Source organism: Micromonospora sp. NPDC047548 (genome assembly GCF_040642975.1).
In the GTDB taxonomy this organism is placed as follows: Bacteria; Actinomycetota; Actinomycetes; order Mycobacteriales; family Micromonosporaceae; genus Micromonospora.
The window spans coordinates 205,616-220,749 of the sequence record NZ_JBEYTI010000006.1; the positions used below are offsets into that span (position 1 = coordinate 205,616).

Sequence of the window (15,134 nt, forward strand, 5' to 3'; positions counted from 1 at the left end):
GAAACGTCGCCAGAAACCCAGCCTCCTGCGCCGTGTCACCCTGCCTCCTCGTCGCCCCGACCCACGCGCCGCACCCGCCGGTGCGGCCCGCAGCGGAAATCATGCCTGCTCGTCCCGGGTACGGCCAGTGAGGGTACCGCCGCCGGCGCTGGCAGGATTGTCGCGTGCGTCAGCCGAGGTGGACCGTGGTGGTGCCGGTGAAGCGCCTGGGCGCGGCCAAGAGCCGGCTGCGGGGCGCGCTGCCGGCCGTACCCCACGAGGAGCTGGCGCTGGCTCTGGCGGCCGACACGGTCCGCGCGGTGCGGGCCTGCCCCGCGGTCGCCGAGGTCCTGGTGGTGACCGGCGACGAGCAGGCGGCGGCGCTGCTCGGCGCCGGTGCCCGGATCGTGCCGGACGAGCCGGAGGCCGGGCTGAACGCCGCGCTCCGCCACGGTGCCGCGGCCGCCGCCGCGGGCGCCTGGGTGGCGGGGCTCACCGCCGACCTGCCGGCGCTGCGCCCGGCGGAGCTGGCGGCGGCGCTGCGGGCCGCCGCCGACGACCCGGGGGTACGCCGCTTCGTGGCCGACTCCCCGGGCAGCGGCACCGTGCTGCTCACCACACCACCCGGGATGCCCCTGGATCCCCGGTTCGGGGTCGGCTCCGCGGCGGCGCACGCCGCGAGCGGGGCGCTGCCGCTGGCCGGGCCGTGGCCCTCGCTGCGCCGCGACGTGGACACCGCGGCCGACCTGGCGGCGGCGCGGCGGCTCGGGCTGGGGCCGCGCACGGCGGCACTCGCCGCGGCCCGCTGACGAGCGCCCCAGGGTACGGTGCTGGCATGCAGGGCACGGTGGCAACCTTCGACGCGCGGACCCGCACCGGCGTGCTGCTCCTGGACGACGGCACCGAGCTGGCCTTCCCGGCGCACGCCTTCGACGCCTCCGGGCTGCGGCTGCTCCGCCTCGGGCAGCGGCTGCGGGTGGACCTCGGTCCGGACGGCGGGGTCGTCCGGGTGACATTGCCGACGATGACCTGAAGCCGACCGGCCCGAGTTCATTTTGCGTTAACCGGGATCGGGTGATTATGAGCGGGTGAGCACCCCTCGCGAGCACCCCGCCGGCCAGTCCCACGCCGCCGACCCGACCGGCTCCCGCAACGGCGCCCGCCGCCGCGGCGGCACCCGTGCCGCCGCTACCGCGCCCGACTCCCCCGGCGCCAGCGCCGCCGGGGCCTCGGCCGGGCTGGACGAGGTGCTCGACCCGGGCGATCGGCCCACCCCGCCGACCGGACCGGACGGCGAGCCGCGGGCCGCCGCGCCGCTGCCGGAGGACCGCTTCCTCAACCGGGAGCTCTCCTGGCTGGACTTCAACGCCCGGGTGCTGGCGCTCGCCGAGGACCCGCGCACCCCGCTGCTGGAGCGGGTCAAGTTCCTGGCCATCTTCGCCAGCAACCTGGACGAGTTCTACATGGTGCGGGTCGCCGGGCTGAAGCGGCGACTCCAGGCCGGCCTGCCGGTGCGCGGCGGCGACCGGATGCCGCTGCGCACCCAGCTGGAGCTGGTCGCCGAGAAGGCCGCGGCGCTGGTCGCCCGGCACGCCACGTGCTTCGTCGAGGACGTGCTGCCGAAGCTGGCCGCCGAGGACATCCGCGTCCTGCGCTGGGCCGACCTGGACGACCCCGAACGGGAACGGCTCCGCGCGTACTTCCGGGAACAGATCTTCCCGGTGCTGACCCCCCTCGCGGTCGACCCGGCCCACCCGTTCCCGTACATCTCGGGGCGGTCGCTCAACCTGGCGGTGACGGTCCGCGACCCGGACGGCGGCTCGGAGCTCTTCGCCCGGGTCAAGGTGCCGAACAACGTGCCCCGGTTCGTCCGGGTCACCGGGGACCAGCCCGGGGTGCGGATGGTGCCGGTGGAGGACCTGATCTCGGTGCACCTGGGGCAGCTCTTCTCCGGCATGCAGATGGTCGAGTGCCACCTGTTCCGGGTCACCCGCAACGCCGAGGTGGAGGTCGACGAGGACCGCGACGAGGACCTGCTCCAGGCCCTCGAACGGGAACTGGCCCGGCGCCGCTTCGGCCCGCCGGTCCGGTTGGAGGTGGACGCCTCGATCTCCGACCACATGCTGGAGCTGCTCGTCCGGGAGCTGGACATGCACGACCAGGAGGTGCTGCGGGTGCCCGGTCTGCTCGACCTGTCCGCGCTCTGGCAGCTCTACGCCGAGGCCGACCGGCCGGACCTGAAGGACCCGCCGTTCGTGCCGGCCACCCACCCCCGGCTCACCGAGGGCGAGGTGCCGCGCAGCGTCTTCGCCACCCTGCGGGACGGGGACGTGCTGGTGCACCACCCGTACCACTCGTTCGCCACCAGCGTGCAGCGCTTCATCGAGCAGGCCGCCGCCGACCCGGACGTGCTCGCCATCAAGCAGACCCTCTACCGCACCAGCGGCGACTCCCCGATCGTCGACGCGCTGGTCGACGCGGCCGCCGCCGGCAAGCAGGTGGTGGTGCTGGTGGAGCTGAAGGCGCGCTTCGACGAAGTGGCCAACATCGGCTGGGCACGCACCCTGGAGCGCGCCGGCTGCCACGTCGTGTACGGCCTGGTGGGCCTGAAGACGCACTGCAAGACCGCCCTGGTGGTACGCCAGGAGGGCAACCAGATCCGCCGCTACTGCCACATCGGCACCGGCAACTACCACCCGAAGACCGCCCGGCTCTACGAGGACTTCGGGGTACTCACCGCCGACCCGGAGATCGGCGCCGACCTGACCGACCTGTTCAACGTGCTCACCGGCTACAGCCGGCAGACGGCGTACCGGCGGCTGCTGGTGGCACCGCAGGGCATCCGCAGCGGCCTGATCGAACGGATCGACCGGGAGATCGCGCACGTCCGCCTCGGCATGCCGGGGCTGGTGCAGTTCAAGGTGAACGCGCTGGTCGACGAGGAGATCACCGACGCGCTCTACCGGGCGTCCCGGGCCGGCGTCCACGTCGACCTGCTGATCCGGGGCATGTGCACGCTGCGGCCGGGGGTGCCGGGGCTGTCGGAGAACATCCGGGTCCGCTCCATCCTCGGCCGGTTCCTGGAGCACTCGCGGATCTTCCGGTTCGGCAACAACGGCGACGCGGAGTTCTGGATGGGCTCGGCCGACCTGATGCACCGCAACCTGGACCGGCGGGTGGAGGCCCTGGTTCAGGTGAGCGACCCGGTCGCCCGGGCCGAACTCGACCACGTGCTGACCGCCGCGTTCAGCCCCGACGTGGACGCGTTCGAGCTGGCCGGCGACGGCACCTGGACCCGCCGTACCGGCACTGCCGAGGAGCCGCTGACGCGCCTGCAGGAACTGTTGCTGCGCCGGGTCGGCGGGACCGCCGGCTGACCGGGGCGGCCGGCCGGGGCGCGTCCGGGCCCCGTCGAGGTGCCACCGGAGGAACCTCAGCGGCCCGTGCGGCGGTCGCCCGGACGTAGGGTGACCAGATGGTGCAGGAGCAACCAGTCGGCATCCGGGCGGCCGGCGGGGTGGCCTGGCGGCCGGACACCGACGGTGGCGTACGGGTCTGCCTGGTGCACCGGCCCCGCTACGGCGACTGGTCGCTGCCGAAGGGCAAGCTCGAGCACGGCGAGCACCCGCTGCTGGCCGCCGTCCGCGAGGTGGCCGAGGAGACCGACGTCCGGGCCGTCCCGCAGGTCCGGCTCCCCACCGTGCGTTACCGCAGCGAGGGCCGGCCGAAGACGGTGGACCACTGGTCGATGCGGGCGGTGGGCGAGGGCGGCTTCCAGCCCGGCACCGAGGTCGACGAGGTGCGCTGGCTCGCCGTCGACGAGGCGGTCCGCCTGGTCAGCTACCCGCACGACGCGGAGGTGCTGGCCGCGTTCGCCGCGCTGCCCCGCATCACCGCGACGATCGCACTGGTCCGGCACGCACAGGCCGGCAAGCGGACCACCTGGTCCGGCCCGGACGACGGGCGTCCGCTGGACGCGACCGGCCGGGCCCAGGCCGAGGCGCTGGCCCCGCTGGTGGCACTGGTCCGCCCCACCCGGTTGCTGTCGGCCTCGGCGCGCCGCTGCGTGCAGACCCTCGACCCGGCGGCCGCCCTGCTCGACCTGCCGATCGAGGTGCACGGCGACCTGGACGAGCCGCGGCCGGGCCAGCTGGGCGACGAGTGCGCGCTGGCCGCCGCGGGCCGGCTGGCGGAACTGGCCGCCGCCGGCGAGCCGGTCGCGGTGTGCAGCCAGGGCAAGGTGATCCCGGGCGCGCTGGAGCGGTTGACCGGGCGGCCCGACGACTTCACCACCCCGAAGGGCGGTGGCTGGCTGCTCGCCTTCGCCGCCGACCGGCTGGTCGCCGCCGAACAGCTCTGAGCCGGCGACTTCTGCGCACGTGGCGGGCTTCCGGTCAACGGGGGGGCACCCACCGGCCCGGGGACGGCGCGAGGGGCGCCCACCGTGCGGTGGGCGCCCCTCGCGGGCGTACGTGCGCAGGTCAGCGCCGGGCGGCGGCCTTCTTGGCCGGAGCCTTCTTCGCCGGGGCCTTCTTGGCCGCCGTGCTCTTGGCGGCCGTGGTCTTGGCCGGAGCCTTCTTCGCCGGGGCCTTCTTGGCGGCCGTGGTCTTCTTCGCCGCCGTCGTGGTCTTCGTGGCCGCGGCGGTCTTGGTGGCCGCGGCGGTCTTCTTCGCCGGGGCGGCCTTCTTGGTGGTGGCAGCCTTGGCCGCGGTGGCCTTTGCCGCGGTGGTCTTCTTGGCGGCCGCGGCGGTCGTCTTCTTCGCGGTGGCTGCCTTGGCACCGGCTGCCTTGGCCCCCGTCGCCTTCGCGCCGGTGGTCTTGGCGGCGGCCGTGGTGGTCTTCTTCGCCGGCGCGGCGGCCTTGGGCACCTTGCCGCTGGCCACCATCTCCTTGAATCCGGTGCCGGGGCGGAAGGTCGGGACGGCTGTCTTCTTGACCTTCACCGCCTCCCCGGTACGCGGGTTGCGCGCTGTTCGGGCACCCCGGACACGCTTTTCGAACGCTCCGAATCCGGTGATCGCCACCTTCTCGCCCTTGGTGACCGCCGTCTGGACCTCGGCGATGACCGCGTCGAGCGCCGCCATCGCCGTCTTCCGGTCCCCCAGGCGAGCGGCGAGCGCCTCGATGAGCTCGGCCTTGTTCACGACTTCCTCCCGATTGTGCAACTGACTCGACGCGAGCCATTCTGCGCGCACGGTATGCCCTGTGCTGCCTGGACACAAACATTCGGTGGAAAAAAGCCCTTGTGTCGTAACGGATTCGCCCCCGCCGGGCGGACCGGTGGGGGCGAAAACCGATGAGCGTTCGGGCGTACGGCTATGCCACGGCGGGCTTGAACGACGGTCGGGACGCCTCGTACGCGCTGATCTCCACGGCGTGTCGAAGGGTGAGTCCAATGTCATCCAAGCCTTCCATCAGCCGCCAGCGGCTGTGGTCGTCCAGCGGAAACGACCAACTGGCCGGACCGACCCGGACCTCGCGGGCGACCAGGTCGACGGTGACCTCGGTGGTCGGGTCGGACTCGACCCGGTCCCAGATCTCCTCGACGGCTTTCAATTCCAGCTCCACCGGAAGGAGCCCTTCCTTGAGCGCGTTGCCCCGGAAGATGTCACCGAATCGCGGCGAGATCACCGCGCGGAAGCCCCAGTCGCGCAGCGCCCAGACGGCGTGCTCCCGCGATGATCCGGTGCCGAACTCAGGACCGGCCACGAGAATCGACGCCCCGGAATGGACCGGATCGTTGAACACGAATGCCGGATCTTCCCGCCACGCGCTGAAGAGTCCGTCCGCGAAACCGGTTCGGGTCACCCGCTTGAGGTACACGGCCGGGATGATCTGGTCGGTGTCCACGTTGGAGCGGCGCAGCGGCACGGCGGTGCCGGTGTGGGTGGTGAACTTGTCCATCTCTCGGCTGCCCTTCTACAGGTCGGCGGGGGCGGCGAGCCGGCCGACCACGGCGGTGGCGGCGGCGACCGGCGGGGACACCAGGTGGGTGCGCCCTCCCCGGCCCTGACGGCCCTCGAAGTTGCGGTTGGAGGTCGAGGCCGAGCGCTGACCCGGGGAGAGGGTGTCCGGGTTCATGCCCAGGCACATCGAGCAGCCGGCGAAACGCCACTCGGCGCCCGCGTCGACGAAGACCTTGTCCAGCCCCTCCGCCTCGGCCGCCTCGCGCACGGCCGCGGAGCCGGGTACCACGAGCATGCGTACGCCGTCGGCGACCTGGTGCCCGCGCAGCACGTCGGCGGCGGCGCGCAGGTCCTCCAGCCGCCCGTTGGTGCAGGAGCCGACGAAGACCACGTCGACCGCGAGGTCGCGCAGCGGTGTGCCCGCTGTCAGGGCCATGTACTCCAGCGCCCGGCGGGCGGCGGTCCGCTCCGCGTCGGTGCCGAAGTCCTCCGGGTCCGGCACGGCCGAGCCGAGCGGCGCGCCCTGGCCCGGGTTGGTGCCCCAGGTGACGAACGGGGTGATCCGGCTGGCGTCGAGGGTCACCTCGGCGTCGAAGGTCGCGCCCTCGTCGGTGGGGAGCGTCTTCCAGTACTCGACCGCCGCGTCCCACTCCGCGCCCTGCGGCGCGTGCGCCCGCCCCTTGAGGTACGCGAAGGTCGTCTCGTCCGGCGCGATCAGACCGGCCTTGGCGCCCCACTCGATGGACATGTTGGCGACGGTCATCCGCCCCTCCATGGACAACGCGCGGATCGACTCGCCCCGGTACTCGACGATGTGGCCGCGCCCGCCGCCGGTGCCCACCTGGGCGATCAGCGCGAGGACCAGGTCCTTGGCGGTGACGCCGGGGCCGAGCTGGCCGGTGACGTTGACCGCCATGGTGCGCGGGCGGGCCTGCGGCAGCGTCTGGGTGGCCAGCACGTGTTCGACCTCACTGGTGCCGATGCCGAAGGCGAGCGCGCCGAAGGCGCCGTGGGTGGCGGTGTGCGAGTCGCCGCAGACAATGGTCATGCCGGGCTGGGTGACCCCCAGCTGCGGGCCGATGACGTGCACGATGCCCTGGTTCTCGTCGCCGAGCGGGTGCAGCCGCAGGCCGAACTCGGCGCAGTTGCGGCGCAACGTCTCGATCTGCGTACGCGAGGTGGGGTCCGCGATGGTGAGCAGGTCACCGCGGCGTGACCGGAAGCTGGGGTCGTCGTACCCGGTCGGGGTGTTGTGGTCCTCGGTCGCGAGCGTGAGGTCGGGACGGCGGACCCGGCGGCCGGCCAGGCGCAGCCCGTCGAACGCCTGCGGGCTGGTCACCTCGTGCAACAGGTGCAGGTCGATATAGAGCAGGTCCGGCTCGCCCACGGCGGTCCGTACGACGTGCGCGTCCCAGACCTTCTCGGCCAGGGTCCTCGGTTGAGTGACTCCCACCATCTGGACATCCTAAATTCTGGGAGGTAAGTTTCGGCTTGTGGGACACAGTATGAGCGGTGTCGGCGTCCTCGACAAGGCGGTGGTCATCCTGGCCGCCTGTGTCGACGGCGCCAGCCTGGCCGAACTCGTTGAACGCACCAAGCTGCCCCGGGCCACCGCGCACCGGCTGGCGCAGGCTCTGGAGATCCACCGGATGCTGGTCCGGGACACCCAGGGGCGCTGGCGTCCGGGGCCCCGGCTCGGCGAGCTGGCCAACGCCGCGCCGGACGTGCTGCTGACGGCCGCCCAGCCGTTGCTGGCCGCGCTGCGGGATGCCACCGGAGAAAGCGCCCAGCTCTACCTGCGCCGCGCCGACGAGCGGGTCTGCGTGGCCGCCGCCGAGCGGGCCAGCGGTCTGCGGGACACCGTGCCGGTCGGCTCGGTACTGCCGATGACGGCCGGTTCGGCCGCGCAGATCCTGCTCGCCTGGGAGCCCCCGGAGGCGGTCATGCCGCTGCTGCCGCGCGCCAAGTTCACCGGCCGCACCCTCGCCGAGGTACGCCGCCGCGGCTGGGCGCAGAGCGTCGCCGAACGGGAGGCGGGCGTGGCGAGCGTCTCCGCCCCGATTCGCGACCGCACCGGCCGGGTGATCGCCGCGATCAGCATCTCCGGCCCCATCGAACGCCTGGGCCGCCGCCCCGGCGAACGCCACGCCATGGCCGTCGTCCGAGCCGGCCAACGCCTCTCCGGCCTCTGACCCCCTCCCCCGGCCTCTCTCCCTCCCCCGGCCTCTCTCCCTCCCCCGGCCCCTCCCCCTCCCCCGGCCTCTCCCCTCGCCAGCCCCACCCCTGCCCGCCCACCAGGCCCTCGCGCTCGCCCGCCCTGCCTTCACCCGCCCCGCCCGCCCGCCCGTCCTGCCCTGCCTGCCCTGCCCTGCCCTGCCTGCTCTGCCCGGCCCTGAACAGCCTCACCCCACCCGGCACCCGACCCACCCGGCGTCTGGCCTGGCCCACCCGGCTGCCGAAATCGACCAGGAGATCTGCGTACGGATCCATCCTCGGACGTGACGCAAACCTCTTGATCACCGAGATGGGGCAGGCCGGGGCGGGCGAGCTCAACGGGCCTGGTCGACTGCTGGGACCGGTGGCGGCCCACTTTGGAGCTGATGTCGTGAACGGATCACGGGCGAAGGCCCGCCCGCCGCCGGCCGCCGGACCGCACCCATGAGTCGTTTACGACATCAGCTCCAAAGCGTCTGCGACACACCTCAGGACTCCCGCTCGGCGGGCCGAGGCTCACGGAGCCCCTTCGCTCGCCGGCCGACGCCTGGCCAGGAACCACCGCTCGCCGGGCCGACGCCTCGGAATCACACCCTCTCCCGGGGCCGCGCCTCACGAATCACGCTCTCCGGGGCCACGCCTGGGGCATCACCGCTCTTCGGGCCGGGCAGCAGCACGGGGAGCAGGAGCCCGAGTCGGGACTGCGGAGAAAGCGGACGGCCCGCCTCGCTCGCGCGAGACGGGCCGTTCTGTGTTGTAGCCCCGACCGGATTCGAACCGGCGCTACCGCCTTGAGAGGGCGGCGTCCTGGGCCACTAGACGACGGGGCCAGGCACTTTTCCTGCTTCACCGCCATGGGTGGGCGGTGCCGCTGTAGTCTAGCGGCACCGCCCACGGTGAGCGACGAGGGGGTCCGGGGCTCGAGGTCCGCAGCGGCGGAGACGGCCTTGCGGAGGCACCGGGCACACGAAACAGCCCGCCCCACCGGAGTGGGACGGGCTGTCAGCACTGTAGCCCCGACCGGATTCGAACCGGCGCTACCGCCTTGAGAGGGCGGCGTCCTGGGCCACTAGACGACGGGGCCAGAACTTCATTTGCTTCCCCACCCTGGCGGGCGGGGAAGCTGCACTCCATCAGAGATCATCTGCCGCCCCCCGCGAGGGGCGGAGCGGAACTCCGCCAGAATCCAGCGTCCGGGATTCTCGCGAATCCGCGGTTGCGCTGGGGTACCAGGACTCGAACCTAGACTAACTGAACCAGAATCAGTTGGGCTGCCAATTACCCCATACCCCATTGGCCCCTTGCGGTGCCGGGAATGAACTTTACCCTCCCCGCACCAGCGGGCCAAATCCAACCCCCCGAAACGCCTGTGGCCTGCGAAAACGGGGCGTCGGACGCATCAGGCGACGGGCACCACCGGATTGGTGAGCTCGCCGATCCCCTCGATCCGCACGCTGACCGTATCCCCCTCCGTGAGCGGGCTAACCCCCGCCGGCGTGCCGGTCAGCACCACGTCGCCGGGAAGCAGCGTCATCACGTGCGAGATGTAGGACACCAGGGCCGGTACGTCGAAGACCATGTCCTTCGTCCGGCCCAGCTGGCGTACCTCCATCTCCTCCGGGTTGCGACCCACCTCGCAGCGGATCTCCAGGTCGGAGACGTCCAGTCCGGTGGTGATCCAGGGGCCGATGGGGCAGAACGAGTCGAAGCCCTTGGCCCTGGTCCACTGCCCGTCCGAGCGCTGGAGGTCCCGCGCCGTCACGTCGTTGGCGCAGGTGTAGCCGAAGATGGCCTTCTCCGCGGCGGCCCGGTCGGCTCGACGGGCACCTGGGGCGCCGATCACCACGGCCAGCTCCGCCTCGTGCTCGACCTGCTTGGAGAAGATGGGCAGCCGGATCGCGTCCCGCGGCCCGATCACCGACGTGGACGGCTTCAGGAAGAGCAGCGGCTCCTTCGGCACCTCGCTGCCGTGCTCGGCGGCGTGCTCGGCGTAGTTACGGCCGACGCAGACCACCTTGCTCGGCAGGATCGGCGAGAGCAGCCGGACGTCGGAGAGAGCCCAACGGGCGCCGGAGAAGGTGACCTGGCCGAACGGGTGGCCCTCGATCTCGGCGATGGTCAGGCCCTGCGGACCCACCCCCGGCTCGCCCTCGACGACCCCGAACGACATTCCCTTGGCATGAGCAAAACGAGCGATACGCACCAGGCCAATCTAACCCCCGCCCGCGCGGCGGCATCCCGCCGACGCCGGGCGTCGGCGTCGGCGTCGGCGTCGGCGTCGGCGTCGGCGCAGCATACGTGACCGGCCGGCGGTCGGGGCGGTCTTCGACGCTTCGTACCCGGGCGGAGGGTCCCCGCCCCTACCGTCGGCTCCGGAGGTTCGTTCGTATGCCTGCATCGAGACGACACCACAGGGCCCTCGCCGTGTTCGTGCACGGCCTGGGCGTCCTCGCCGCCGTGCCGGCCCTGCCCACGGCGACACCCGCGACCAGGGCCGAGGCCGCACCCGCTGCGGTCAGCGCACCGGCGAGCCCGGCCGCCGCACCCACGCCGAGGGGCCCGGGCACACCGGGCGGTACCGGCGCACCGGTTGCGGCGGCGGGGCACGCGCCGCCGGTGGCACCCGGGGTGGCGGCGACCGGAGCCGTGATCCCGGTGACACCGGCGGTGCCGGCACCGGGGATGGCCACCACCGCGAATCCCGGTGCGCCCCGACCGGCCCCACCGGTCACCGTGACGGTGGCGCCGGCCGGGACGCCGGTGCCGGGCTACCGGATCCGGGTCCGCAACGACACCAGCACCCCGCTCGACACCACTGTGCGGCAGGAGCTGCCAGCCGGCGCATCGACGACCGCGGTCAGCGCGGGCGGGCGGGCCACCCGGTCCGCGGCCAACGGCACCGGCGAGGTGACCTGGCGGCTTCGGCTGCCGGCCCGCAGCACCACGACGCTGGACACCGCCCTGGCGGCGACCGCGCCGGGCACGTCGGTGACCGCGCCGGCCTGCGCGTACACCAGCGACGGCAACCGGCCGTACGACTGCGCCACCGCGACCTGGCAGGCCGCGCCCGTCCCGGCGGCCAAGGTGGAGGAGGCGGCCCCGGCCTGGCGCCGGCCGCCGATCCTGGCGGCGGCGCTGGCCGCGCTGCTGGTCCTCGCCGCCGGCGGCATCTGGCGGTGGCAGCGGGCCCGGCGGCGGCGCAGCGGCGTCGAGCCGACCGGCACCGCCCCGACCGTCGCCGGCAATCCGACGTACGCGGGCGGAGCCGCCGCACCCGGCGGCGGCACGGTCTACCCGCGCCCGGCCGCGCCCGGCTCGTCCGGGCGACGCCGGAGCCCACCGGTCCTGCTGATCGTCGGCGTGGCCGCGGCGATCCTGGCGGGCGTGGTCTTCGCGGCGGCGTGGACCGCCACCCAGCGGGTCGCCGCCATCGACACCACCAAGCAGCCGACCAGCGGCGCCTGGATGGGCCAGAGCGCCACCGGCAGCGTCGGAGTCCCGTTACGCGAGAACGCGTTCGAGTTCACCGTCTACCGGGTGACCTGCGAGACCGCCGGCCTGACGGGCCGCCAGTGCCAGGCCACCGTCGGGGTGCGCAACCTCACACCCGAGCAGCAGACCTGGCACGGCCAACTCCAGCGCGCCTACCTGCCCGGGGGCAACTGGGTCAGCACCGACGAGCCGGCCACCCGGCTGGCGAACCTGGGCCGGGACGTCTTCGCCCAACCGGTCGCGGCCGGCAACCGGGAGGTGCTGCCGCTGGTCTTCACGGTCAACGGGGCACCGAAACCGAAGCAGTTGGAGTTGCGCAGCGGGGTCTTCTCCGCCGGGGTCCGGGTGGACGTGCCCTGACCACCGGCCGGGCGGCGGTCGTACCCTGGGGACCGTGACCGCCGCCCTCGCACCCGCCGCCCTCGACGCGGCCGACTCGCAGGCCCGCCGGGCCGCGATCACCCTTCCCGCAACAACCTGGCTTCCCCTCTTGACAGCTCACGAAAAGCGCGCCGACTCCCTCACCGCAGGCCACCGTGCCCGCAAGGCCACGAGGGAACGCCACGCGATCGATGACTTCTTGTACGACTACTACGGCACCAGACCCTCCGTGCTGCGACGGTGGCACCCCGGCGTCGGCGTCTCCTTGGAGCCCGGACCGAACGGCTCTGCCCCACACCAGCAGTGGCGTTGGTATGCCACAGACGCGGACGGGGTCGTGAGCTTCGACGTGGCAGCGTTCCTCGCCGAGCGGGCTGAGTCAGTGCGCTTCATCCATCGACTGTTGTCCGCGATCGCGTCCCGGCCAGCCTTCACCGGCTGCTTCGGCCTGCACGAGTGGGCGATGGTGTACCGCCAACGTGAGCACCGGCATCCACTCCCCCTGCGACTTGGGCAAGAGGGCACTGACGCGGTAGTCGAGTCTCACCAGATCCGCTGCACACACTTCGATGCCTTCCGGTTCTTCACCCCGGACGCAGTCAGCCTCAACCGGCTCCAACCCACCCGAGAGAGCCAGGTAGAGCTTGACCAGCCAGGCTGTTTGCACGCCTCCATGGACTGCCACAAGTGGGCAACCAAGCTGGGCCCGGCGGTTCCTGGCGACCTGTCGCTCGACTGCTTCGAGTTGGCAAGGGACATCCGGCTACTCGACATGCAGGCATCCCCGTACGACTTCTCCTCGTATGGGCAACCGGCGGTAGCCGTCGAGACGCCAGAGGGCAAGGCAGAGTACGCGGCTCGTCAACGCGAGTTCTCGCAGCGAGCTGGCCATCTGCGCGCCCGGCTGATCGATGTCTGCGCGGCGTTGGTTGAGAGGGCGGAGCCACCGGCGAGGGTGGGGGCATGACCCCGGGGGCCCGGCTCAACGCCCTCCCGCCATTCAGTCAGGCGGTGGCCCGTTCGCCCCGTTGGCGCAGCCGCTCCTCCAGCTCGGCCATGGTGTCGACGAACCAGAGCTGTCGGCCGCGGTTGGATTCGATGACGAAGTCCCGCAGGGCGGTGCTGGCCGCGACGTGCGCGGAGATGTCGCCGACCACGACCACCGGCAGCCGGTAGTTGACGAACTTCTGCACCAGCTCACCCGCCACCCCGGTACGCAGCGTGAAGAACTCGTCGGCGAGCCGCCGGACCGGCAGCGTCACCAGCTCCGCCCGGTGGCCGAGCGCCTCGCCGATCACGTCCAGCGCGTCGGCGCCCCCGCACAGCCGGGGGCCGTCGGCAGCGCAGGCGAGCAGGGTACGGCCGTGCAGCGTGACGAGGGTGTCGGACATGCTGGCAGCCTAGGCATCCGTCGGGCGGGGACACAGCGAATTTCCCGCTCAGTCGCCGTCCACCCGGCGGTCCCGCTTGCGCTGCGACTGGCGCTTCTTCTCCGCCAGCCGGCGTTCCTTCGCGCCGCGTGACGGGCGGGTCGGCCGCCGGGGCGGGGGCGGGGGTGCGACGGCCTCCCGCAGCAGCACGGTCAGCCGCTCCCGGGCCGCCTCCCGGTTGGCGAGCTGGGCGCGGTGTTCGCTCGCGGCGATGGTCAGCACGCCGTCGACCAGGCGCCCGGCCAGCCGTTCCAGCGCCCGCGCCCGCAGCGCCGGCGGCAGGCTCGGCGAGGTGGCGAGGTCGAAGCTCAGCTCCACCCGGGAGTCGGCGGTGTTCACTCCCTGCCCGCCCGGCCCGGATGACCGGGAGAACCGTTCCCGCAGTTCGGCGGCGGGCACGATCCACCGGTCGGTCACCCGCAGTCCGTCGTCCACGCCCCGAGGCTACCGCCCCTTCGGGCCACCTTCAGGGGCGGACGAACTCGGCGACGGGCTGGGCGCCGGTTCCGCCCGGTCGTGGTCGGGGCCGACGGCGGCGTACGCAACCGCCCCGACGAGCAGCAGCGCGATGACGCCGACTTTGGTGGTGACCGCCCGGACCAGCAGCCAGGCGGTCTTCCGGGCGCCTGGGACGGCTCTCTGGGCGGCCTTGTAGTCGGTCCAGCCGCGCTTGGCCCGGGCGTACTGCACGCCCACGCCCCATCCGACGAAGAGTCCCACCGCCAGCAGGACCGCTATGAGAGGAAGCTCCACCCACGCCAGTATCCATACTCAGCGTAATATTTCTATGGTCCGATGGTCCACGCCAGGTATCCGACAGTTCTACCGTTACGACCGTCCGGTCCTGGCGCGCCCGACTCAGCCGCCTTTGCCGATGATGGTGTCGGCGGTCTGCTGCACCTGCTCGATCGGGATGGCGAAGCCGATGCCGATCGAGCCGTTGCCGTCGATGGTGGCGATCGCGGTGTTCACCCCGACCACCTCGCCCCGGGCGTTGACCAGCGGACCGCCGGAGTTGCCCGGGTTGATCGAGGCGTCGGTCTGCACCGCGCTGCGCCGGTTGGTGCCGAGGCGTACCTGGCGGTCGAGCGCGCTGACGATGCCGGCGGTGACCGTCCCGGCCAGGCCGAGCGGCGAACCGACCGCCAGCACCGGCTCACCGACCTTGGTGGAGCGCGGCTTGGCCAGCGGCAGCGGCGCCAGCCCGGCCGCCGCCGGCACCCGCAGCACCGCCAGGTCGCTGCCCGGCTCCCGGCCGACCACCTCGGCGGTGTACCGCCGCCCGTCCGACAGCTCCACCGTCACCTCGCCGCCACCGCCCTTGGCCAGGATGTGGTCGTTGGTGATGATGTGCTGCTGGTTGTCGATGGCGAACCCGGAACCGGACGCGGACGCGGCGGAGCCGCCGCCGACCATGACCGACACCACGCCCGGCACGGTCTTCTGGGCGGCGGTCACCAGTTCCGCCGGCACCGGTGCGGCGGACGCCGCCGTCGCCCCCACGCCGCCGTCCCGGCCGGCCACCCAGCCGCCGGCCGCCGCGCCGGAGACGGTGGAGAGCGCCACCACCGCCGCTGCGGTCAGCAGCCGGCCGCGCCAGCGCCGCCGCGACGGGCCCTCTCCCGCCCCCGGTACGTCCCACCGGGGCCGCCCGTCCGGCCCCAGCTCGGGCGAGACGAACCACGGTCCCCGGGGCTCGCCCAGTCCGGTCTGCACTGCCATGCGTGCGCTC

General features: G+C 73.1%; 15 protein-coding genes and 3 tRNA genes. 7 read left to right on the forward strand and 11 right to left on the reverse strand.

The features are described 5' to 3' along the window. The first annotated feature begins 164 nt into the window (after window positions 1-164). The 4 genes from cofC (at window position 165) to ABZ807_RS09190 (ending at window position 4,339) form a co-directional block, all read left to right on the forward strand. Complete coding sequence (cofC, locus tag ABZ807_RS09175) at window positions 165-788, forward strand: 2-phospho-L-lactate guanylyltransferase (RefSeq protein WP_357154616.1); 624 nt, start codon at window positions 165-167, stop codon at window positions 786-788. 26 nt (window positions 789-814) lie between these two features. Continuing rightward, window positions 815-1,012 carry a cold-shock protein gene (locus ABZ807_RS09180; protein WP_357154617.1) on the forward strand — a complete coding sequence of 66 codons (198 nt, stop codon included), beginning with the start codon at window positions 815-817 and terminating at the stop codon, window positions 1,010-1,012. 55 nt (window positions 1,013-1,067) lie between these two features. Further along, complete coding sequence (locus ABZ807_RS09185) at window positions 1,068-3,356, forward strand: RNA degradosome polyphosphate kinase (protein WP_357154618.1); 2,289 nt, start codon at window positions 1,068-1,070, stop codon at window positions 3,354-3,356. 98 nt (window positions 3,357-3,454) lie between these two features. Further along, window positions 3,455-4,339: an NUDIX hydrolase gene (locus ABZ807_RS09190; protein WP_357154620.1), complete on the forward strand. Its 885-nt coding sequence runs from the start codon at window positions 3,455-3,457 to the stop codon at window positions 4,337-4,339. Window positions 4,340-4,460: 121 nt separating this feature from the next. Here the strand turns inward: ABZ807_RS09190 and ABZ807_RS09195 are convergent, their stop codons facing one another. The 3 genes from ABZ807_RS09195 to leuC form a co-directional block, all read right to left on the reverse strand. Then, entirely contained in the window at window positions 4,461-5,123 is a 663-nt protein-coding gene (locus ABZ807_RS09195) for an HU family DNA-binding protein (protein ID WP_357154624.1), read from the reverse strand. Window positions 5,124-5,295: 172 nt separating this feature from the next. Then, window positions 5,296-5,883, reverse strand: coding sequence for a 3-isopropylmalate dehydratase small subunit (gene leuD / locus ABZ807_RS09200; RefSeq protein ID WP_357154626.1), 588 nt, complete (start codon window positions 5,881-5,883; stop codon window positions 5,296-5,298). 15 nt (window positions 5,884-5,898) lie between these two features. Then, complete coding sequence (leuC, locus tag ABZ807_RS09205) at window positions 5,899-7,341, reverse strand: 3-isopropylmalate dehydratase large subunit (protein WP_357154628.1); 1,443 nt, start codon at window positions 7,339-7,341, stop codon at window positions 5,899-5,901. 49 nt (window positions 7,342-7,390) lie between these two features. Between leuC and ABZ807_RS09210 the strand changes: the two genes are divergently transcribed. Further along, complete coding sequence (locus ABZ807_RS09210) at window positions 7,391-8,077, forward strand: IclR family transcriptional regulator (protein WP_357154630.1); 687 nt, start codon at window positions 7,391-7,393, stop codon at window positions 8,075-8,077. 779 nt (window positions 8,078-8,856) lie between these two features. Here ABZ807_RS09210 and ABZ807_RS09215 read toward each other — a convergent pair. From ABZ807_RS09215 to ABZ807_RS09230, 4 genes are all read right to left on the reverse strand, one after another. Beyond that, window positions 8,857-8,929 (reverse strand) — tRNA-Glu (locus tag ABZ807_RS09215). Between the two features lie 181 nt (window positions 8,930-9,110). Then, window positions 9,111-9,183: transfer RNA gene (locus ABZ807_RS09220), tRNA-Glu, on the reverse strand. 137 nt (window positions 9,184-9,320) lie between these two features. Further along, a tRNA-Gln gene (locus tag ABZ807_RS09225) sits at window positions 9,321-9,392 on the reverse strand. A 106-nt stretch (window positions 9,393-9,498) separates the two neighbouring features. After that, window positions 9,499-10,302, reverse strand: coding sequence for a fumarylacetoacetate hydrolase family protein (locus ABZ807_RS09230; protein WP_357154632.1), 804 nt, complete (start codon window positions 10,300-10,302; stop codon window positions 9,499-9,501). 185 nt (window positions 10,303-10,487) lie between these two features. On the opposite strand from ABZ807_RS09230, the gene ABZ807_RS09235 reads away from it, so the two are divergent. Both ABZ807_RS09235 and ABZ807_RS09240 read left to right on the forward strand, forming a co-directional pair. Beyond that, window positions 10,488-11,951, forward strand: coding sequence for a hypothetical protein (locus ABZ807_RS09235; protein ID WP_357154634.1), 1,464 nt, complete (start codon window positions 10,488-10,490; stop codon window positions 11,949-11,951). A gap of 34 nt (window positions 11,952-11,985) precedes the next feature. Further along, complete coding sequence (locus ABZ807_RS09240; protein ID WP_357154635.1) at window positions 11,986-12,939, forward strand: 3-methyladenine DNA glycosylase; 954 nt, start codon at window positions 11,986-11,988, stop codon at window positions 12,937-12,939. A gap of 37 nt (window positions 12,940-12,976) precedes the next feature. Here the strand turns inward: ABZ807_RS09240 and ABZ807_RS09245 are convergent, their stop codons facing one another. The 4 genes from ABZ807_RS09245 to ABZ807_RS09260 all read right to left on the reverse strand — a co-directional run bounded on the left by ABZ807_RS09245 (window position 12,977) and on the right by ABZ807_RS09260 (window position 15,124). Continuing rightward, window positions 12,977-13,363, reverse strand: coding sequence for a DUF4180 domain-containing protein (locus tag ABZ807_RS09245; protein WP_357154636.1), 387 nt, complete (start codon window positions 13,361-13,363; stop codon window positions 12,977-12,979). 48 nt (window positions 13,364-13,411) lie between these two features. Beyond that, window positions 13,412-13,837 (reverse strand): alternative ribosome rescue aminoacyl-tRNA hydrolase ArfB, encoded by a 426-nt coding sequence (gene arfB / locus ABZ807_RS09250; RefSeq protein ID WP_357154638.1) that lies wholly within the window; start codon window positions 13,835-13,837, stop codon window positions 13,412-13,414. 9 nt (window positions 13,838-13,846) lie between these two features. After that, window positions 13,847-14,155 (reverse strand): hypothetical protein, encoded by a 309-nt coding sequence (locus tag ABZ807_RS09255; RefSeq protein ID WP_357154640.1) that lies wholly within the window; start codon window positions 14,153-14,155, stop codon window positions 13,847-13,849. 105 nt (window positions 14,156-14,260) lie between these two features. After that, the gene (locus ABZ807_RS09260; RefSeq protein WP_357154642.1) at window positions 14,261-15,124 is read right to left on the reverse strand and encodes a trypsin-like peptidase domain-containing protein; all 864 of its coding nucleotides are present in this window, start codon (window positions 15,122-15,124) and stop codon (window positions 14,261-14,263) included. Window positions 15,125-15,134: the final 10 nt, after the last annotated feature.